At 52.1% G+C, this 21378-nt stretch carries 15 protein-coding genes; 11 read left to right on the top strand and 4 right to left on the bottom strand.

The window, feature by feature from the left end; genetic code table 11:
* Positions 1–297 precede the first annotated feature (297 nt).
* From hsdR to ACH5Y9_RS16275, 9 genes are all read left to right on the top strand, one after another.
* Positions 298–3678, top strand: a complete 3381-nt coding sequence (gene hsdR / locus ACH5Y9_RS16315) for a type I restriction-modification system endonuclease (protein WP_445366843.1) — start codon at positions 298–300, stop codon at positions 3676–3678.
* Positions 3679–3736: 58 nt separating this feature from the next.
* A complete protein-coding gene (locus tag ACH5Y9_RS16310) occupies positions 3737–3979 on the top strand; it encodes an AbrB/MazE/SpoVT family DNA-binding domain-containing protein (protein ID WP_445366842.1) in 243 nt (80 codons plus the stop codon).
* 89 nt (positions 3980–4068) lie between these two features.
* Positions 4069–4503 carry a putative toxin-antitoxin system toxin component, PIN family gene (locus tag ACH5Y9_RS16305; protein WP_445366841.1) on the top strand — a complete coding sequence of 145 codons (435 nt, stop codon included), beginning with the start codon at positions 4069–4071 and terminating at the stop codon, positions 4501–4503.
* Complete coding sequence (locus ACH5Y9_RS16300) at positions 4500–5936, top strand: N-6 DNA methylase (RefSeq protein ID WP_445366840.1); 1437 nt, start codon at positions 4500–4502, stop codon at positions 5934–5936. The genes ACH5Y9_RS16305 and ACH5Y9_RS16300 overlap by 4 nt, the downstream gene beginning before the upstream one ends.
* Complete coding sequence (locus tag ACH5Y9_RS16295; RefSeq protein ID WP_445366839.1) at positions 5933–6550, top strand: endonuclease domain-containing protein; 618 nt, start codon at positions 5933–5935, stop codon at positions 6548–6550. The genes ACH5Y9_RS16300 and ACH5Y9_RS16295 overlap by 4 nt, the downstream gene beginning before the upstream one ends.
* Positions 6547–7929 carry a restriction endonuclease subunit S gene (locus tag ACH5Y9_RS16290; protein ID WP_445366838.1) on the top strand — a complete coding sequence of 461 codons (1383 nt, stop codon included), beginning with the start codon at positions 6547–6549 and terminating at the stop codon, positions 7927–7929. The genes ACH5Y9_RS16295 and ACH5Y9_RS16290 overlap by 4 nt, the downstream gene beginning before the upstream one ends.
* Before the next feature lie 43 nt (positions 7930–7972).
* Complete coding sequence (locus tag ACH5Y9_RS16285) at positions 7973–8878, top strand: hypothetical protein (protein ID WP_445366837.1); 906 nt, start codon at positions 7973–7975, stop codon at positions 8876–8878.
* A gap of 477 nt (positions 8879–9355) precedes the next feature.
* Positions 9356–13252 (top strand): PAS domain S-box protein, encoded by a 3897-nt coding sequence (locus ACH5Y9_RS16280; RefSeq protein ID WP_445366836.1) that lies wholly within the window; start codon positions 9356–9358, stop codon positions 13250–13252.
* 248 nt (positions 13253–13500) lie between these two features.
* Positions 13501–14802 carry a hypothetical protein gene (locus tag ACH5Y9_RS16275; RefSeq protein ID WP_445366835.1) on the top strand — a complete coding sequence of 434 codons (1302 nt, stop codon included), beginning with the start codon at positions 13501–13503 and terminating at the stop codon, positions 14800–14802.
* 105 nt (positions 14803–14907) lie between these two features.
* Here ACH5Y9_RS16275 and ACH5Y9_RS16270 read toward each other — a convergent pair whose 3' ends face one another.
* The gene (locus tag ACH5Y9_RS16270) at positions 14908–15531 is read right to left on the bottom strand and encodes an NUDIX domain-containing protein (protein ID WP_445366834.1); all 624 of its coding nucleotides are present in this window, start codon (positions 15529–15531) and stop codon (positions 14908–14910) included.
* Positions 15528–16637 carry a PQQ-dependent sugar dehydrogenase gene (locus ACH5Y9_RS16265; protein ID WP_020484992.1) on the bottom strand — a complete coding sequence of 370 codons (1110 nt, stop codon included), beginning with the start codon at positions 16635–16637 and terminating at the stop codon, positions 15528–15530. The genes ACH5Y9_RS16270 and ACH5Y9_RS16265 overlap by 4 nt, the downstream gene beginning before the upstream one ends.
* A gap of 112 nt (positions 16638–16749) precedes the next feature.
* On the opposite strand from ACH5Y9_RS16265, the gene htpX reads away from it, so the two are divergent.
* Together htpX and ACH5Y9_RS16255 are read left to right on the top strand one after the other, a co-directional pair.
* Entirely contained in the window at positions 16750–17625 is an 876-nt protein-coding gene (gene htpX / locus ACH5Y9_RS16260; protein WP_445366833.1) for a protease HtpX, read from the top strand.
* Positions 17626–17667: 42 nt separating this feature from the next.
* Positions 17668–17895 (top strand): DUF2835 domain-containing protein, encoded by a 228-nt coding sequence (locus tag ACH5Y9_RS16255; protein ID WP_205453501.1) that lies wholly within the window; start codon positions 17668–17670, stop codon positions 17893–17895.
* 167 nt (positions 17896–18062) lie between these two features.
* Here ACH5Y9_RS16255 and ACH5Y9_RS16250 read toward each other — a convergent pair whose 3' ends face one another.
* Both ACH5Y9_RS16250 and ACH5Y9_RS16245 read right to left on the bottom strand, forming a co-directional pair.
* On the bottom strand, positions 18063–18467 hold the full coding sequence (locus tag ACH5Y9_RS16250; protein WP_445366832.1) for a sigma-70 family RNA polymerase sigma factor: 405 nt from the start codon (positions 18465–18467) through the stop codon (positions 18063–18065).
* Positions 18468–18833: 366 nt separating this feature from the next.
* Entirely contained in the window at positions 18834–21368 is a 2535-nt protein-coding gene (locus ACH5Y9_RS16245; protein WP_445366831.1) for a TonB-dependent siderophore receptor, read from the bottom strand.
* Between the last annotated feature and the right edge of the window lie 10 nt (positions 21369–21378).

Here is a 21378-nt window from a genome sequence, read left to right as displayed (position 1 = left end):
AACGGGAAAACCGGCTAAATCGTTACTTAGGTGGTCCATGTAATATTTGATGACCCGTAGAGAGGACCTACTTAACAAGTCAACCGCTTCTGTCGGCGTCCTGGGTTTTTGATAATCTCGGGTCGAGGGAATAATTTGCCGGCGCGGCGCGAAATCAGCTATCTTCTAACGGCCTTCATAACGAAATCACCTTATCCGTTTGCCACGAATGGACTCCGCAAATCAATCGCTCATCGCCCAACCGGTTACTAATGTCGGTCGGCGATCATTAATGCTATGAACTGGATCGAGTAAGTCGTGATCACTTCACGGAGATCAAACTTCATTTTTCTTCAGCAGCATGATTCGCAACTGCTGAACTTGGGCTTGCTGGCGGAGAACTATTTCGCCCACGATCCTAACACCTGCTTGCTGAAACTACGCCAACTATCGGAGCTATTGGCGCAACTGTTGGCGGCAAAAACTGGGCAATTTACCTCCCAAGATGAAAAACAATACGATTTACTCCGTCGTCTCCAAGATAGCGGAGTGCTGCCGAGAGAAGTTTTTCAGCTTTTCGACGAAATCCGCCGCGCCGGCAATGCCGCCAATCATGCCTTATCCGGTGATCATCGTTCCGCGCTTAGTATGCTTAAACTCACTTGGCAATTAGGATTGTGGTTTCATCGAACCTTCAAAGAACCCAGCTACAAATCCGGTCCCTTCCTCCCGCCGCAGCCGCCAACCGACGAAAGCGCTGAACTGCGGGTCGAGCTGGAACGCTTGAACCAAGCCGTGACCGAGTTCCAAGTCGCCCACCAGGACGTCGCGCAACAATTGCAGGCCGCCCAATCGCTGCTACGGGAAGCCAAAGACGAGCGATTATTTTGGGAGCAACTGGCAGCCGACGCCGAGCAAGCCAAAGCGTCATTGCAACAACGGCTAATCGATCAACAGACCATCGCTGCCGCCCAACCTAAAATTACCGTTGTCCAATTCATCACCGCAGCCAACGAAGCCGCCAAATCGGTGCAACTGGACGAAGCCGAGACCCGCAAGATTATCGATCAACAATTGCGCCAAGCCGGTTGGGAAGCCGACTCAGAAACCCTCAAATTCAACAAAGGCACACGTCCCGAAAAAAACCGTAACCGTGCAATTGCCGAATGGCCGACCGAAAGCGGTCCCGCCGACTACGTTTTGTTTATTGGCCTAACCCCGGTTGCCGTGGTGGAGGCCAAACGTAAAAACGTCGATGTGTCGGGCGCTCTGCAACAAGCCAAACGCTATAGCCGAACCTTCAAACCCAGCGTAGAAACGACCTTGCCGGAACAAAACTGGGGCAATGACAACAGCTATCGCGTGCCGTTTGCCTTTTCCGCTAATGGCCGCCCCTACCTTCGGCAACTGGCGACCAAAAGTGGCGTGTGGTTCTGCGACTTGCGTCTTGCCGATAATCTCAGCCATGCACTCGATGGTTGGTACACGCCGGACGGTTTGAACGAACTGATCAAACGCGACGAAGTTAAGGCCCACGAAAAACTGGCCAATACGCCGTTCAACTACGGTTTTGAATTACGCTACTACCAACAAGATGCCATTCTCGCCACCGAACAGACCATCGCTGGTGGTCAACGCGAAATGCTACTCGCTATGGCGACCGGCACTGGCAAGACCAAAACCTGCATTGCCTTGATCTATCGCTTACTCAAGGCGCAGCGATTCAAGCGCATTCTGTTCTTGGTGGATCGCTCGGCGTTGGGAGAACAAGCCGCCAATGCCTTCAAAGACACCCGCATGGAAAATCTGCAAACCTTTGCAGACACCTTCGGTATCAAAGAATTGGAAGAGCAAACCCCGGATAGCGATACCGCTGTACATATCGCCACGATTCAGGGCATGGTGCAACGCTTGTTGTTCGCTGCCGAAAACGCCACATCGCCAGCAGTTGATCAATACGATTGCATCGTGGTCGATGAATGCCATCGCGGCTATTTGCTGGACCGCGAGCTGTCCGATACCGAAATGACCTTCCGTGGTTATGACGATTACATTTCCAAATATCGCCGGGTATTGGATTACTTCGATGCTTACAAAATCGGCCTGACCGCCACGCCGGCTTTGCACACCTCACAAATCTTCGGTGCGCCGATTTATACCTACAGCTATCGGGAAGCCGTGATCGACGGTTATCTGGTGGATTACGAACCACCGATTCAAATTCATACCGAACTGTCTACCAACGGCATTGCCTGGAAAGTGGGCGAAGAACTCAAAGTCTACGATCCACGCCGCAACCAGATTGATTTATTCAAAGCCCCGGATGAAATCAAAGTCGATGTCGAAGACTTCAACCGCAAGGTGATTACCGAATCGTTTAATCGTGTGGTCTGTGAATATCTGGCCAAAGAACTCGACCCCGCCTCACGCCAGAAAACCTTGATCTTCTGCGTTAACGATGCCCATGCCGATCTGGTGGTCGATCTATTGAAAAAGGCCTTCGCCGCTGAATACGGTAGCGTCGAGGATGACGCCGTGATCAAAATCACCGGCGCCGCTGATAAGCCTTTGCAACAAATTCGCCGCTATAAAAACGAGCGTTTGCCCAATGTCGCGGTCACGGTCGATTTGCTGACGACTGGCGTCGATGTCCCGGAAATCTGCAATCTGGTGTTCCTGCGTCGGGTCAACAGCCGTATCTTGTTCGATCAAATGCTCGGACGTGCCACGCGGCTGTGCGATGCCATTGGCAAAGAAGCCTTTCGCGTCTTCGATGCTGTGCAAATCTTCGATGCTATCCAAAACATGACCGCGATGCGGCCGGTGGTGGTCGATCCCAAAATCAGCTTCAGCCAATTGGTCGAAGAATTGGTGTCGGTCAGCGATGATGACGCCCGCAGTTTGGTACGCGATCAATTCATTGCAAAACTGCAACGTAAGAAACGTCGTTTATCGGAACAATCAGCAAGAGACTTTGAAACCCGCGCTGGCATGACGCCCGAGCAATTCATTAAACAGCTGCGGGCCATGCCACTACCTGAAGTCGCCGCCTGGTTTACCCAAAATCCCGATCTGGGCGAAATTCTGGATCGCAAAAGCACAGGCTCCGCACCGCCGATCTTCGTCTCCGATCATGAAGACCAGCTCAAAAAAGTCGAACGCGGCTATGGCAAAGCCCAAAAGCCGGAAGATTATCTGAATGAATTCCGCGCCTTTATCCAAAGCCACAGCAACGACATTCCGGCATTGACCACCGTCTTGACCCGCCCGCGCGAACTCACCCGCAAGCAATTGCGCGAATTATTACTGGAATTGGATAAGGCCGGCTTCAGCGAAACACATCTGGATACCGCCTGGCGAGAAATGACCAATCAAGACATTGCTGCTCGCATCGTCGGTTACATTCGCCAAGCCGCCATCGGCGATGCCTTGTTACCGTATAGCGAACGTGTCGATCATGCTCTGCAAGCCATCCTGGCGCAAAAGACCTGGAGCACGCCGCAACGCGACTGGCTAAAGCGCATAGCCGCCCAAACCAAAGCCAATCTGCTGGTAGACCGCGAAGCACTGGACGATCCCGATCTAGTGTTCAGCCGCGAAGGCGGTGGCTTCAATCGACTGGATAAACTCTTCAACGGCGAATTGCAGCACGTTTTAGAAGCGTTCAACGACTCGCTCTGGCAATCGGGCGCGGCTTGAAAAATCCTAGTCAAAAGCATAAAGTAAGGTTTCCTTACTTCAAGATTCGGTGATTGCCATGCTCGCTAAAATGACATCGAAAAACCAACTCACCCTGCCCAAGAGCATTACTGCCGCCGTCGGTGCCGCAGAATACTTTGACGTGGAAACCCGTAACGGCCAGATCATCCTCACCCCGGTGCGTATTCAACGAGGCGACGCCGTGCGCGCCAAACTGGCAGAATTGAATCTGCAGGAATCCGACATCAATGATGCGCTGGCCTGGGCGAGGAAAGCTTCTGCAGGTAATTCCCCTCTTTAAAAAAGAGGGGTTAGGGGAGATTATTCAAATAAATCCCCCTCGATCCCCCTTTTTCAAAGGGGGAAGAAAAACTCGAACATATTAAATTCATGCATGAACAAAACAACTTGCCGCGCGTCGTCATCGACACCAATCTGGTGCTGTCGGCCCTGGTATTTGCCCAAGGCCGCGTCACGCCATTACGACGGGCCTGGCAAAACCAGCAGATTCAGCCTTTGGTTTCCAAGACCACGGCAGCGGAATTGATTCGGGTATTGCAATATCCCAAATTCAAACTCAGTGCCGATGATCAGCAAGAACTGTTGGCTGATTATTTGCCTTATTGCCAAACCATCGTGATTCCGGAACCGCCACCGGTCACACCGGAATGCCGCGACAAATTTGATGTGCCATTCCTGCAGTTGACTTTAACCGGCAACGCTCAAGCCTTGATTACCGGTGACCAGGATTTACTCTGCCTGGCAGCCAGCTTTACTTGCCCCATTCTCACCGCAGAACAATTTTTACAGACACTGACTTCATGACTACCAACGACATCGTCGGCAAACTCTGGAACTTGTGCAACATCCTCAAGGATGACGGCGTCACCTATCACCAATATGTCACCGAGCTGACCTATCTGCTGTTTCTGAAAATGGCAATGGAAACCGGCAGCGAAGAGCAATTGCCGGAAGGCTATCGCTGGTCGGATTTAGAAAGCCGCGCCGCTCCGGACCGCCTGGAGTTTTACAAATTCCTGCTCATCCATCTCGGCAGCCACGGTTCCAGCTTGGTTCAAGAGATTTTCGCCAACGCCAGCAGCTTCATCAAAAAACCGGCCACCTTGTCCTCGCTGGTTGCGGAAATCGACAAACTGGATTGGTACAGCGTGCACCGCGAAGATCTGGGCGACTTGTACGAAGGTTTGCTGGAGAAAAACGCCAACGAGAAAAAGTCCGGCGCCGGCCAATACTTCACGCCACGGGCCTTGATCAACAGCATGGTGCGGGTCATGCAACCCACGCTCACCGACACCATTCAAGACCCGGCAGCAGGTACCGGCGGCTTCCTGATTGCCGCTAATCATTACTTGCGCACGCATAACGACTTTGACGCGCTGACCGACAGCCAGCAACGCAAATACCGCAACAGCACCTTTTTCGGCATGGAGCACGTGCAAGACACGCACAGGCTGGCCTTGATGAACCTGATGCTGCATGGCATCGATGGTGGCATTCGTTACGGCGACACCCTCAGCCCGGAAGGCCAAGCCTTGCCCAAAGCTTCGTTGATCCTCACCAATCCGCCGTTCGGTACCAAAAAAGGCGGTGGCTTGCCCAGCCGCGACGACTTTACTTATCCCACCAGCAACAAACAGTTCTGCTTTCTGCAGCATATCTATCGCGGCTTGCAACCGGTTGGCCGCGCGGCGGTGGTATTGCCCGATAACGTGCTGTTTGAATCCAACGTCGGTACCGAGATTCGCCGCGACCTGATGGACAAATGCAACCTGCATACCATCCTGCGCCTGCCGACCGGCATCTTTTACGCTCAGGGCGTCAAAACCAATGTGCTGTTCTTCAGTCGTGGCGACAACGACAAAGGCAATACTCAGGAAACCTGGATTTACGACCTGCGCGCCAACATGCCGCAATTCGGCAAACGCACCCAACTCACCGAACAGCATTTCGCCGAATTCGAAGCAGCATTTGGCAAGGATCCATCCGGCAGCCTTGCCAGTTTAGCCAAGCGGATCGATCAGGGCGAAACAGGCCGCTTCCGTAAATTTACCCGCGAGCAAATCGCCGAACGTGGCGACAGTCTGGACATCAGCTGGCTAAAAGACGACGACGCCACTGAAGCCCAAGACTTGCCGGAACCGGTGGAACTAGCTCAGGAGGCGATGAGCGAGTTGGATGCAGCGATGGAAGAGTTGCGGGGGATTTTGGAGCAGTTGGGTATGGAGGAAGCGCTTTGATCCTGCCGTATGAACAAGGTCTGAAAACCAACGCCCGCAAACTGCGCGGCGACATGACCGATGCCGAACAAAAACTCTGGCAACGCCTGCGCCGCAAGCAAATCAACGGCTGGCAGTTTTACCGGCAAAAGCCGCTGGGTCCTTACATCGTCGATTTTTATTGTGCGGCGGCCGGCTTGGTGGTTGAGCTGGACGGCAGTCAGCACTTTGAACCCGAACACCAAGCAGCCGATCAACGGCGCGATACTTATTTGCAAAGCCTGGGCTTGCGGGTGCTGCGGTTCGATAACCGGCAAGTGTTGTTGGAGCTGGATGCGGTGGTGGAGGTGATTAGTAGAATCCCCCCCGGCCCCCCTTTTTCAAAGGGGGGAGATAACTGCGGCCTTGGCGCTTCTGATTCTCCCGGTGAAAACGATGGAGCTACCCCAGACTCAGCGCTGCCAATCCCCACCCTTGGTAAAGATGTAGTCACCCCCGACCAATTCAACCCAATCCTCTCCTTTGAAAACGGGAGAGATACGCCAGACCAGTCCAACCCAATCCCCCCCTTTGAAAAAGGGGGGCTAGGGGGGATTCATCCAAATAACCCCGACAACGGCAAGGAGCCATCATGAGCAGGCTGCCTGAGGTGCCTTCGACTTGGACAATAATCAAACTGGGCGAAGTCGTCGATTATGGCAAGACCGTAAAAGTCGAGCCAAACAAAATCGAATCATCGGCATGGGTGCTGGAATTGGAGGACATTGAAAAACATACGTCCAAACTCTTGGCTAGATGCAAATTTTCCGACCGCGATTCGAAAAGCACCAAAAACTACTTCGAAATTGGCGATGTTCTGTACGGAAAACTGCGACCCTATCTGAATAAGGTACTGATAGCCGACCAAGCAGGCTACTGTTCGACAGAAATCATTCCGTTGAAAGCCAACGACAATTTGGATGCCCGTTTTCTGTTTTATTGGTTAAAACATCCGGCTTTTCTCGATTATGTAGAAGCCGAAAGTCACGGTTTAAACATGCCACGGCTGGGCACCGAAACAGGCCGGGCCGCTCCATTCGTACTCGCCCCCTTCAACGAACAAAAACGCATCGCCGACAAACTCGATGCGGTGCTGGCTCAGGTAGATGCCTGCCGCGACCGCCTCGACCGCATTCCCGCTATCATCAAACGTTTTCGTCAGTCGGTGCTTGCCGCGGCTGTTAGCGGGAAGTTAACTGAAGATTGGCGGTTAGGAAAATATCTATATCGATCCATAGATAATGATCTTGAAATACCAGAAAACTGGAGGTCTGTTAAGTTAGCTGATCTATCCGATTACGTTACTAGCGGTTCTCGCGGTTGGGCTGATTTTTACTCCAACAAAGGGGCGATTTTTATACGCTCACAAGACATAAATACAGATGAACTTGTTCTTCAAAATACAGCGTATGTGGATTTGCCGGATATTGCGGAAGGCCGCAGAACCAAAGTTGAACTCAATGACTTGCTAATTACAATTACTGGCGCCAATGTAACAAAATGTGCCAGAGTTAAATCTAACCTTGATGAAGCATATGTAAGCCAACATGTTTCATTAGTTCGACTAATTGACGTTGATACGGCTCCCTTCGTTGAATTCGCAATTAAGGCAATAAATTGCGGTCGTAAGCAACTGATGACTTTCGCATATGGTGGGGGGAAACCAGGATTAAATTTACAAAATATTAAGGATGTAACGTTTGGGCTGCCCCCTTCAGACGAACAAACCGAAATCATCCGCCGCGTAGAATCCCTGTTCGCCTACGCCGACCGCCTGGAAGCCCGCTACTACGCCGCCCGCACCCAAGTCGAAAAACTCACCCCGGCCCTGTTAGCCAAAGCCTTTCGCGGCGAACTGGTACCGCAAGACCCCAACGACGAACCGGCCAGTGAATTATTGGCTCGCATTGTTGCCACTAAAGCCGATGCGCCACCTAAAAAGCGTGCTGGAAAGCAGTTGAGTAACAATTCATAAGCGAGAATCGTGCGAACTTTATGCGTATCTATCGGTGGATTGAATGTTCGAGAGCTTATTAATGCTGGATCAGATTGAAGCTTTTTTCTCGCTCCGTGATCGATACCGAAATGCCCGCTCGGGGAAACAAAACCCCGAATCCATTGCTAGCCGCTTTGTCTTGTTATTTGAGAAACACGGCATACATCGCAACCAGATACCACGCTTTTTCGGCCACGATCTCACTCTGGCTGATGTCGCGCAAGATGACAAATTACTGAACAAATTAACCCCGGAAATTTTGACCGCAGTTGCCGAACTATTCGCGGTGCGTCTGGAATGGCTGGAATGTGTGGATAACCAAATCTACAAAACTCACGACTTCTACAAGCAGCCGGAAGCTTACCGAGAATTTTTAACCAATCTGGTTGCCGATAGCGATCAATTTATCTTGGCCGAATTGGTCTGGTCGACGGATATAAGATGTCAGGAAGATGTGCTCTTAATTCTGAAAGAGCCCTTCGCCGAACATGGCAATGAATCCGTCTATCGCTATCATCTGTGCAGTAATTGGTGCAGCAAATACTGGAAGTCGCGAGCGGATTTAGCCGCATGTATTGCCATGACCGAGAACCAGCGAGGCGTCTTTCTGAGAGGCAACAAAACGGCAGGCGATATTAGCGATTTTTGCCAAGGCCAACGCTTTATCGCCGATTTGGCAGAATTACCCTATGCCTATCGGCGCGACTGGCTGTTTCGAAAACGTCCCCAACCTTGGGAGCCAGACCAGTGGCTATATGACCCTGACGCCTACCTGGATGGCGTTGATGAAGGTGACTTCGGTAAAGCGGCGGCATTGGCACGCTGGTTGGAACACTTCGAACGGGGGTTGATGCAAACAGGTCACCCCAGGCCCAACGCCAGAACAGAGTTCATGCGAGCCTTGGAAAAATATCAGGACAAGGGATAGTAATGAAAGCCACGGAAGCCAACCTACTAAAATTCTTAAGAAAATCACCGCAATTCGTTATCCCCATTTATCAACGTAATTACTCTTGGACGGAATCATCGGCTCTTCAGGTTACCTCGCGCCAAGAAAATGCACTAGATTAACTATTGATGCTGATCTTGCTGGGCAGTCTTGGCAAATTCGGCTGGGACTTTCCCCTGCCTCCCACCGGGGCACTCAGCCCGAACGGCATATCCGTGATAAATAGGGCCGGGTCAATAATCCAAGCGTATTCCCCCCAACCATCTACCTGCTGCCAGCATTTAATTCCACATAAAAAGTGGCTAAACCTTACGCTGTTTGGGCTAGCTGCTATGTTTAGTTGTATCGGATTTAGAGAATCCAAATGGGGGTATTCGTTAGCTAACGGATACGGGGCGACGGTATGTCGTTCAAGTTCCCTAAATCGTGCAAATCACTATTACCGATCTTCCTGCCATGAATGACATTCTAAAGTTTCTGACCGACAATAATTTTATGCCGCATGGCTATTGTCTGAGCTGGTCGCCGGGTTTGTTGTGGACGTTTGTGATCAGCGATGGCCTGATATTTCTGTCTTACTTTTTGCTGCCGGTTGCCTTGGGTTATTTCGCGCGGCATCGGCAGGATTTTCCGTATGTCCGGGTGTTGTGGTTGTTTGTGGTGTTCATTCTGGCCTGCGGTACGACGCATCTGATGGATGTGGTGGTGATTTGGGAACCACTTTACGGACTGGATGCTTTTGCCAAAGTGGTGACGGCGATAGTTTCGGTGATAACGGTGGCGGTGCTGATACCGCTGATTCCCAAAGCGCTGCAATTGCCCAGTCCGGCGCAGTTACGCGAGGCCAACGCCCAGTTGCAGCAGGAAGTGGCTGAACGTGAGCGGGTCGAGCAGGCCCTGAAAGCGGCGAACGTATTGCTTGAGCAGGGCTTGGTGGCGGAACGTACCCAGTTGGCAGCGTTGGTCAATTCTTCCGACGATGCGATTATCGGCAAAAATTTGGACGGAATCGTTACCAGTTGGAACCCCGCGGCCGAACGTATCTTCGGTTACAGCGCCGTTGAAATTATTGGTCAGCCGATCACGCTGCTGTTTCCCGCCGAACTGGTGATCACGGAAGCCGACTTGCTCCAGCGGATTTTTAACGGAGAGCGGATCAGCAATTACGAAACCCAGCGGGTGCGTAAAGACGGCAGCCGGATCGAGGTCGCTTCGACGATTTCGGCGATCAAAGATGGCGACGGCAAGGTCATCGGCGCGTCGAAGATAGTGCGCGACATCACGGAGCGCAAGCGTATCAAGGCCGCGTTACGGGAAAGCGAGGCTAATTTCCGCAGGTTGTTCGATGTGGCGCCGGTGCCGATGGCATTGGTCGCCGCCGACGGTACCATGTTGGCTTTGAACCAGTCTATCGCTCGCTCCTTTGGTTATACCTTGTCCGATATCCCAACCGTCGAAGATTGGTGGCGCAAGGCGTATCCCGATCCGGTTTATCGGCAATCGGTTTTCGACAACTGGCAGAATTTGCAGCGGCGCGCGGCAGAGCAGCAGGCCCCAATCGAGTCCCACGAATATCAGGTGACCTGTAAAAACGGCGAAGTGCGCACCGCGATCATCTCCGGCATTACGATGGGCGACAATTTATTGGCGTCGCTGGTGGACATCACCGAGCGTAAGCGTGCGGAAGAGACGCTACGCAAATTATCTCTGGTGGTCGAGCAAAGTCCTGAGAGCATCGTTATCACCGATCTGGACGCGCGCATCGAATACGTCAACGAAGCGGTGATCCAAACTACCGGCTATTCGCGCGCGGAGCTGTTGGGCCAAAAAGCCAGTCTTTTGAAATCGGGCAAGACCAAGCCCGAGTATTTCGTCGAGCTTTGGGATAATTTGACTAACGGCCGGTCCTGGCAGGGTGAATTTATCAATAAGCGCAAGGATGGCCGCGAGTTTGTGGAATCGGCTATCGTGGCGCCGATTCGGCAGCAAGACGGGCGGATTAGTCATTACATGGCGATCAAGGACGACATCACCGAGAAGAAACAGATGCTTCAAGAGTTGGAGAACTATCGCGAACATCTGGAAGAATTGGTCGTTGAACGCACCGAACAGTTGGCCGATGCGATGCAAGCGGCGGAAGTGGCCAATGTATCGAAAAGTGCATTTTTGGCGAATATGAGCCACGAAATCCGCACGCCGATGAACGCCATTATCGGTTTGACGCATTTGCTGCAAAATACCACGCTGGATGCCAAGCAGCGTGAGCAGCTCGCCAAGATTTCCGTCGCTGCCCAGCATTTACTGGGCATCATCAACGACATTCTGGATTTCTCCAAGATCGAAGCCGGCAAATTGGTTTTGGACATCGGCGATTTCGATCTTGACCAGGTTTTTAAAAATTTGAACGACCTGATTTGCGACCGCGCCGCCGAAAAAGGTTTGGAAGTGATTAACCGCATAGACCCGGCGCTACCGGCGGTGTTGCGGGGCGATGCGCTACGGCTGGGGCAAATTTTGCTTAATTTTGCCAGTAATGCCGTCAAGTTTACCGATGCTGGGCACATCGTGTTTCGGGCTAAATTGATAGCCAAAAATCCGGTGGGGATTGTGGCACGATTCGAAATCAGCGACACCGGCATCGGTATGAATGCCGAGCAATGCAGCCGGTTATTTCAAGCCTTCGAGCAGGCGGATTCCACCACGTCGCGCCGCTTTGGCGGCACAGGTTTGGGGTTAGCTATCAGCAAACGCCTGATCGAAATGATGGGCGGCACGGTGGGAGTGGCGAGTGAGTTGGGACGCGGTAGTACGTTTTGGTTGGAGCTGCCGTTCGAATATGCCGTGGGTTCCGCGCAGCAATTGCCTAAGCCGGATATTCGTAAAGGTTTAAAAGTGTTGGTGGTAGACGATGTGGCCGAGGCCCGCGAAGCCATCGCCCACATGCTGACGCGATTCGAAGCGCGGGTGAGCGTGGCCGATTCCGGCTTGGCGGCCGTGCAAAATATTGTGGATGCTCAGCAGGCCGATTCACCGTTCGATCTGGTGTTGATGGACTGGATGATGCCGGGGATAGACGGCATTCAAACCGCGCGCCGAATCGGCGAAATGCTTGGCGAGTCCTTACCGAAAATTGTCCTGGTGACTGCCTATAGTTACGACGGTAGCGCCGAGGAGTTGCGCAGCGCCGGGATTGTTGGGCATCTCGCCAAACCGGTGACGCTGTCAGCCTTACACGATACGATAGCCGGCGTGCTGTCGGGATGGCGGCAAAAAACGCCTGCTGATACGCGGCGTCCTGACCTATCCAGCCTGAAAGGCCGGCGGGTGTTGTTGGCCGAAGACAATCTGATCAATCAGGAAGTGGCGCTGGAGTTGTTGCAAGAGGCCGGTTTAGTGGTCGATTTGGCTGAAAATGGCCGCATCGCTTGCGATATGGCCGCTAAACAGCTGTACGACCTGATTCTGCTGGACGTGCAAATGCCGGAGATGGATGGCATCGCCGCCAGTTTGGTGATTCGGCGCATGCCGGGGCGGGAAAAGACGCCGATATTGGCCATGACCGCCAATGCGTTCGACGAAGATAGACGTGCTTGCCTGAGCGCCGGGATGAATGACCATATTCCTAAACCGGTCAATCCTGAGGTGCTGTACGACGTGATGTTACGCTGGATGCCGCCTTTGCCGCCCGCACAATCGGCCCAAGTTCATAAAACCTCGGATGAGCAAAACGACGGCAACGCGGCCCTGCACGAGCGCTTGGCGAATATCCCGGGCCTGGATTTACAGGCCGGTTTGCACAATCTACAAAACAAGCTGCCGTTTTATTTGCGCCAGTTACGCCATTTCGCGCAGCGGCATGCGGCCGAAGCCGACAATATCCGGCAGTTATTGGCGGTGGGCGATTGGGAATCCGCACAAAGAGCCGCGCATTCCCTTAAAAGCAGTGCCGCAACTTTGGGAATAACCCACATCCGGCAGACCGCCGAAGGCATCGAAATGGCCTTAAAACAGCAAGCAGCCGCTGCGGCCGATTCCTTGCAGCGTCCGCTCAAACAATTGACTGAGCAACTCGCCTTGTTTATTAAGCAGATTCTCGATGTGTTGCCGGCTGAACGCGCGCTTCAAGAGATTTCGCCGTCCACCTATTCCGAGGAAGCTCTGCGTGCGGTGGTCGAAGGCCTTCGGATATTACTGGAGGAGGGCAATATTCAATCCCAAATTTATGTACAAAACCACCGGGAGCAACTACGGCAAGCTTTCGGCCACGAGGGTGTCGCGTCTTTGATGCGGCATGTCGAGGTGTTTGCTTTCGATCAAGCCTTGGACGTCTTGCAGCGCGATCCGCACCTTTAGCCGGCTCAGACGGGTTTACCCATTTTTACAATTTACCAGCGCCGATTGATACCTCTGTCGGCGATAATGCCGCTCTCGATCACCTGTCGCCGATTTTTTGCCGGAGTTGCAAAGTCATGTCCCAAGCTTATAAATTTTTTATTTCCCAGGCCTTGAAATATTGCCGCTCCCGCGCAGGCGGGAGCCCCGCGGCTATGCTGGATTCCGGCCTGCGCGGGAATGACGAGTCTAGGGAGTTTGAGAGCCGGATGAATAGGTCACGCCGTTTGATTTTTTGTTGCTCGCTTCTGCTGTTTGTCGCCTGTTCCTCCAGGCCGCCGCTGCCCAGCCAGGAAGATCAGCAGGAAAAGTTGAGCGAGGTATTGGGCAATGGCGGCTACAAAACCGCACGGAATTTTGCGGTTGATGCTACGCACGATGTCTGGATTTATCAGCAAACGGAACTGGAAGTGGAACTGGTCGGGCCGAGTACGCCGGGAAGCTACCCGTTGATTATTTATCTGCCCAGCTTGGGCGAAGATGCGAAAGCCGGGCGTTTGTGGCGGGAAACCTGGGCCAAGGCCGGCTATCTGGTGTTTAGCATGCAACCGGTGCCGGTTAGCCAAGCCTTGAAGGCCCTGGAGGCGGAACGGCGTTTCGATGACCCGGAGGAGATGCCGGACGACGAAAATGCGGAGCTGGCTGATGAAAACATGGAGTTGCGACCGGAGCCGGCTGGCGGCGGTTGGTTTGGTGACAAGCCGCGTCGGCAATCGCGAACGGCTCGGGAAAGCGAATTGCGTTACGTCGGCCATCAATACTTTGGCGTGGAGAATTTGAAAATTCGCTTGGCGCAATTATTTTGGGCCTATGCGCAGCTGCAAACTCGCGCCGGCTTACGGCAACCCTTGTACGCGTCCGCCGACTTCAGCAAGGTGATACTGGCTGGCTACGACCTGGGGGCGCAAACCGTGACGGCGGCTTTGGGCGAAAATTTCGGCAGCGGTTTGCCGAGCGCGGACCAACTCAAGCCGGTTGCGGCGATGGTGTTAAGCCCCTCGGTCGATTTGGCGGAAGGCAATGTGCGTAGCCGGTTTCAAGCTTTGCGTCTGCCGATGCTGACGATTACCGGCAGCGAAGATAACGATCCTTACGCGATCAGTTCCGCCGCCGTGCGCACGGCGGTTTGGGAACAGGCTCCCGCCGGCGGCAAATATCTGCTGTTATTGCGCGGCGCCGGGCATCGCTTGCTGGCCGGCAATGAACTGGGCGGACGGTTTGGCTTGAGCGGGGTGAGGCGCGGAGACTTCGGCATGGATTCTGGCGGTGGCCCGAGCGGACACACTGGCGGCGGGCGGCGCGGCATGAGCGCTGGCGGTGCAGGCGGCGGCTTATTTGGCAAAACAGAGCGCCGCGATCCGAACTTGGGTTATAAACAAGTGGCAGCCATCGCCAGCGTGTCCAGCGCATTTTTGGATATGCTGATTAAAAAAGACGAGTTTGCCCAAGCCTGGCTGAATGAAAAAGCCGGCAAATGGCTGGATAGGGCGGGTACATTACAAACGCGATAGCCGGCAAAACCTAGGCGTATCGCCTGTTGGCCTTGCCAGTGGACGCGGGCTAAAGCTTGCCCGACCGCTGTGTTTTGCGGGCTAGAGTCCGGTTCACTGTGGCAGTTACCACGCAGGCGAATTAAGTCCGGCCAACCACTGGCTGCGTAATTGCTCACGATGAATATACAGCCATTGAATGGCAAGGATGGGGATGCCGGATTCGATTTTGTCGTCTTCCAGCATTTGAAATACCTCGTCGAATTTGACGGCTGTGACGCGGATGTCTTCATCCTCTTCTTCCAAGCCATGAATGCCGCCGACCTGGCTGCTGTCAACTCGGCCGCAGAATAAGGTAATCCACTCCGATGAGCCGCCGGGCGTGGTGAAGAATTGTTTTATTTCGATGAGTTCTTCAATCTCGCAGCCCGCTTCCTCGCGGGCTTCGCGATAAGCGACTTCTTCCGCGGTTTCACCTGCTTCAATGGCGCCGGCCACAATTTCCAGCTGCCACGCCCGTTCCGGTTGCAGGACCGCGCCGACGCGGAACTGTTCTATCAACACCACTTCGTCGCGGTTCGGATCATACAGCAGTACGGCCACGCAATTGCCGCGGCGGAACAATTCCCGCTTTAAAGGGGGGCTCCAACCGCCGTTGAACAGCGTGTGTTTCAGGGTGTATTGCTCCAGCCGGAAAAAGCCTTCATAAACAACCTGCGTATCCAGTATTTGAAATTGTTTGTCGTTCATCGGCCGTAGGTTACCCGGTAGATGACGCCCAGGCTGTCGTCGCTTATTAATAAGCTGCCGTCCGGCATTTGAATAATGTCGTTCGGCCGTCCTAGTACTTGGCCTTCCGCTGTCAGCCAACCGCTGATGAAGGGTAGTTCGTTATAGGCTTGGCCTTCACGGAATTTGACCACATTCACCTGATAACCTTGCGGCACGGTGCGATTCCAAGAGCCATGTTGGGCGACGAACAACTGCCGGAAATAAGTGTCCGGAAATTGTTTGCCGGTATAAAAACGCATGCCGAGCGGGGCAATGTGAGCTTTATATTTCCAGGCCGGGGCCTTGAATTTGTAGCATTGCTTGTCGCCTATATATTCCGGGTCTGGAATGGTCCCGGCATGGCAATATGGGAAGCCGAAATGCTCGCCTTTTTGGTTCCATTCGTTCAGTTCGTCCGGCGGCATGTCGTCACCCAGATAGTCGCGGCCGTTGTCATTGAAAAACAGATGGCCGCTGCGGGTTTCCCAATCGAACCCCACCGTGTTACGGATGCCGCGCGCTAGGATTTCCATATCGCTACCATCCGGGTCCAGGCGAATTAGTGAGCCGTAAATCGGTTTGTCCGGGTCGCAGACGTTACAAGGCGCGCCGACGGCGGTGTATAACTTGCCGTCGGGGCCGAAGCGCAGATATTTCCAGCCATGGTGGCGGTCGGAGGGAAACTGGTCGAATACTGTGACCGCTTTGGGCGGGCTGGCCAAGCGCTGGCCAACCTCGTCGAAACGAATGATGCGGTGAATTTCAGCGACATATAACGTGCCGTCTTTGTAAGCCACGCCATTGGGTAGATTGAGCTGTTGAATGATCAGATATTTTTGTTCGGCAACACCGTCGCCATCCTTATCCTGTACCGCATAGACGCTGCCTTGGCGGGAACCGACATAGACCACGCCATTGTCGCCCAGCGCCATTTGCCGGGCATTGGGAACGTCGTCGGCGAATATTCTGATATTAAAACCCGGCGGCAGACGTAATTGTTTTAGCACGGCTTCTTGTTCGGGGGTGGCTGCCAAGCAAACCGGTACAGCGGCAAACAGCATCAACAGCGACTTTATAATTTTCATTTTTATGTCCCTCAAGTAAACTTTGGCAGATGTTAACACTCTATAGTCTTGAATTTAATCTTTCGGCTCCCCAGATTAAACCCACTTTATAACAACACAGGAAAGTTACGCCATGATGAGAATATTGCTGTTTTTGGCCACCAACGTGGCCATCATGATTGCGATCAGCATCATATTTAGTATATTTGGCTTGCAAGGCGCACTGGATGCTCAAGGCGTCAACTTGAACATCGAAGGCTTGCTGGCTATGTCGGCGGTCATCGGTATGACCGGTTCGGTGATTTCATTGTTCATGTCCAAATGGTCGGCTAAAAGTTCGATGGGTGTGCACGTTATCGAGCAGCCGCAAAACCAAACCGAACAATGGTTAATCAGCGTGGTCGAGCGCCAAGCCCGGCAAGCCGGAATCGGTATGCCGGAAGTGGGTATCTTCGATGCTCCGGAAGCCAACGCCTTTGCCACCGGCGCCAATCGTAACAATGCTTTGGTGGCGGTCAGTACCGGTTTGCTGCGCAGCATGAGTGCCGATGAAGTGGAAGCGGTGGTCGGTCACGAGATTAGCCATGTCGCCAACGGCGATATGGTGACGATGGCCTTGATGCAGGGCGTGGTTAACACCTTCGTTTATTTCTTCGCCACCATCATCGGTTACGTGGTGGACCGAGTCGTATTTAAAACCGAACGTGGTTACGGTCCGGCGTATTACGTGACGCAAATGGTCGCGCAAATCGCCTTGTCGATTTTGGCTTCGATGCTGGTGATGTGGTTCTCGCGTTACCGAGAATTCCGCGCCGATGCCGGCGGGGCGAATTTGGCCGGCCGGCAAAAAATGATAGGTGCATTGCGCGCGTTACAGCGTGCGCATGAGCCTGCCGAACTGCCCGGCGAACTGGCCGCATTCGGTATCAATGGCGGCGGCGTACAACGCTTGTTTATGAGCCACCCGCCTTTGGAAGAACGCATCGCCGCTTTGCAAAACATGCGTTAGAACGCTCCCTTGCCGCGCCGGGTAAACCGGCGCGGCTTTTTTATGGCTAATCAATTCATTCGCTTCAAACTTGATTTAAGTTACGACCAATATCTGGCCGTATATCAAGGCGTCGCCAAAACCGTGGTGACGATTGCCGATGACGGCCGGCGCATCGTCTTTCCCGCGGGCAATATTCAGCGGTATCTAAGCAAAACCGGCATTCAGGGCCATTTTGAAATGGAACTGGGGGCAGGGAATAAGTTTGTCGGCATCAAAAAGCTGGCGTGACGGCTTAAATCTTAGCCATGTTCGCGTTAATCGTTGATGTCGTCCCGGCGGACTGGCGGGACCCGGAGACCACCTAGTGCGCTGGATTTCGGCAATCCATGCCAATGATGGCGTTGACGATCCTTCAATGGCTAACGCAAACATTGCTTAAATCTTTCCGCTATCCCTCAAGTTAACCAATCCAAGTTCGCGCCGGCCAACATGCGTCCGGTTTGGTACAGCACCCGCTCGACCTGGCGCTCCGAGATCTGTAATTCGGCGGCAATGTGCTGATGGCGCTTGCCGTCTAGCCGACGCAAGCACCAGATTTGCCGATTGAGCGCGGGTAAGCCGCGCAGCCAGCTTTCGGCCGCCAACCATTGCTGCTCGCCTTGCACCAACCGCTCAGGTAAAGGACAGGGACATTGCCAGTCCTGGTCCAGCGCCCCGCCGTCCCGCGACTGTTGCCGGGCTTGGCTGCGCAAATAATCCAAAGCCAGATTGCCCGCCACCCGGTACAGAAATGCCCGGCAATTGGTGATGGCATCCTGCCCAGCATACTCGGCAATATGCAAAAAGGTATCTTGCAGCAAGTCGGCTGCCGCCTCCCGGCAATTGACCTGGCGCAGCAGAAATTGCTGCAGTCTCGGTTTGGTGGCGTAAATACGCGGCAGTTAAGGGTGGGTAATGATCGTTCAACATCGGGCATGCCTAATTTTGCTGCTTTTAAGCTATACGTTGACCCGCGTGAGCACCGAGCAACGCTATTCGGTTGGTAAGCAAGCCACCGGCAACCTAACAGTGATTTAAAAATGATCCCTTCCTGATGAGCGATCGGTAGCGTGGATAAGCCGTGCGCATCCACCAAACTTTCCGGATGCGCTTCGCTTATCCAGGGCGTAAGTTGGGGTGAGGTAACGAACCCCAACACGACAACTACTGTCCTCAACGGTACACGGTCAGTATTCTAATTTTACAGACCCCATAACTGTGATTGGCTCACCCGGTAAATTCCAAGCACGATTTGCATAATAAGGTGCTCCGGTAAAATAATATCTTTTATCAAAAATATTATTTACATTAAGCTGCGTAGTTAGTTTTGTTGGGCCAATATTCGTTGTATAACCTGCAAAGGTATCTACCCTCACATATCCTGGTAATTTATAGCTATTTGCATTATCTCCTTCACGAGTTCCGGCAAGATAGCTACCAATACCCACACTTAAGCCTTTTAACGATGATTGTTGAAAAGCATATTTTAACCAAGCGCTTCCAGAATGTTCCGCAACATTAGGCAAACGCTTTCCAATATTATTTCCGGGCGCCCCACCGTCGGCTGTAATGCGTGCATCCGTGAAAGCATAACTGGCAATAAGGCTAAGTCCGTCTGATAAACGACCTGCGATGTCAACCTCAATTCCTTGACTACGAGCCGCACCAATTGTGTCGTAAATTCCGCCATCACTAACAAGTGTCAGTACATTCTTTTTATCAATATGGAAATAAGCAGTACTTGTTGTTAAGTTTCCATCAAACCATTCTGTTTTAAACCCAGCCTCATACTGTTCGGTAGTTTCTGGCTTTAATGGTTGTCCATTTCCAGACCTTCCATTATTTGTTCCAAATCCTTCTGTCCTATTACCGAATACAGATAGCCATGTCCATGGGCGATACAGAACACCTACACGCGGGCTAAAGAATCCCTCATTTTGCTTTGACAATGCAATGTTATTAAAGCTCGGTACGTAGCCATTGTAGTTGCCATTTATATCCTCTGAATTTGTATATGAATTAGATGATCCTGAGGCAAGATGTGCCCAATCATAACGACCACCTCCTAATATTTGTAATTTGTCATCAAATAAGGAAATTTGATCTTGGAAATAAAGGCCATACCAAGATGTTTGACTAACGAAGAAATTGTTTGGGTGATTGATTCGCTGATTTTCATAAGCGTTGAAATCTAAATTTGGATAAGTTGGGCTATAAAGATTAACTCGGGAGAATGCAAAGCTTCCTCCGCCAAAATCTCCTGGCATTTTATACGGGCTATCGAAAGGCGCATTTGTAGCGCTGAATCCAAAAAAACCACCCGATCTTGTTTCATCAGAATAATAATCACCTCCCAATAAAACGTTATGATTTACTTCGCCTGTTTTAAATTTACCGTTCAAATTAAAATAGGTAAGGTAGGTTTCTTGTGAGTCATCAGTAAATTGAGACCCTCGCCTTACCTGCATCGGATCAGTGCCTTGCTCTAATAAAGGCTGAAAAACTGCCACTAAGACTTTACGGTAATGCAAATTAGCCCAGTTGCCGACAAAGCCATTTTGTATCTTCCAGTTATCATTAAATGAATGAGACCAATTAAAATCTAATAAAGTGCTGTCACTTGGGTCTTCGTTAAATTTAAATCCTGGTTGCCCATAATTGGTATTAATTGGAACATTAGCTACCCTATTGCCAATTGCAGGAATACCTGTGTCATAAGGTAGTTTTCGATCCGTGTATTCAAGGCTTAAATTGAATTCGGTTTTGTCACTGGCTTGCCAATGCAATGCCGGTCCGACAAAAATCTGATTTTGACTAACAAAGTCACGAAAAGAATTCCTATCGGTATAGCCAAAATCCATACGATAGGTTAGTGACTTGTCACCAGTCAGGGGGCCAGTTGCCTCCGCAACAGTGCGGTAAAAATCATAAGAACCGAATTGCTGTTGCAATGAATAGTGAGCTTCATCCCGTGGCTTTTTAGTTACAACATTAACCATACCGCCGGGCTCAACCCTACCGTACAACATCGCCGCAGAACCTTTCAAAACCTCAACTTGTTCTACGTTGGCCATATCAGTATTGAAGTTTGAAATTCTTTGCCCGTTTCTAAATCTTGTATAACGTGTACCAAAGCCGCGAATCACGAAATCTTGCCCATTGGCTTCACCGTTCCACACACGCTGAACACCACTTACATTTTTGGTGGCGTCTTCAAGTATTGTCGCCTGTTGGTCACTTAATACTTGCTGAGGAACAACTTGGACGCTTACGGGAGTATCCATCAAGGGCTTATCGGTCTTTGTTGCAGTAATGGAATTTCCGACTAAATAGCTTTCAGTCGAATCATAAACCGCCTTCCCAGCAACCGTCACCGCCGGCAAAGTCGTCGTCGCATTGCTTCCGTTTTCAGCCGCTTTAACTGCCACCGCATCATCCGCCGTAAAGGTATAGGTCAACCCCGTGCCGGCCAGTAACTTTTGCAAGGCTTCCCGCGCGGTAAAGTCACCTTGAATGCCGCTGGTTTGCTTGCCTTTCAGCGCATCACCATCGCTGACTATTTGGATGTGGGTTTCCGCTGCCAGTGCTTTTAATGCATCACTCATGCTTTGCGGGGCAATGCTCAGGTGATGGGTCTGCGATTCGGCAAGTGCTGTGCCGGTTGCAGACAGGATTGCCAGTGCCAGCAGGCTGCGACGCGGTTTCCATGTGAATTTTTTCATTCTTGATCCT

It is taken from the genome of Methylomonas sp. BW4-1 (assembly GCF_052474385.1).
Note: the sequence above shows the minus strand (reverse complement) of the source record. Positions and strands in the feature narration are given on the sequence as shown.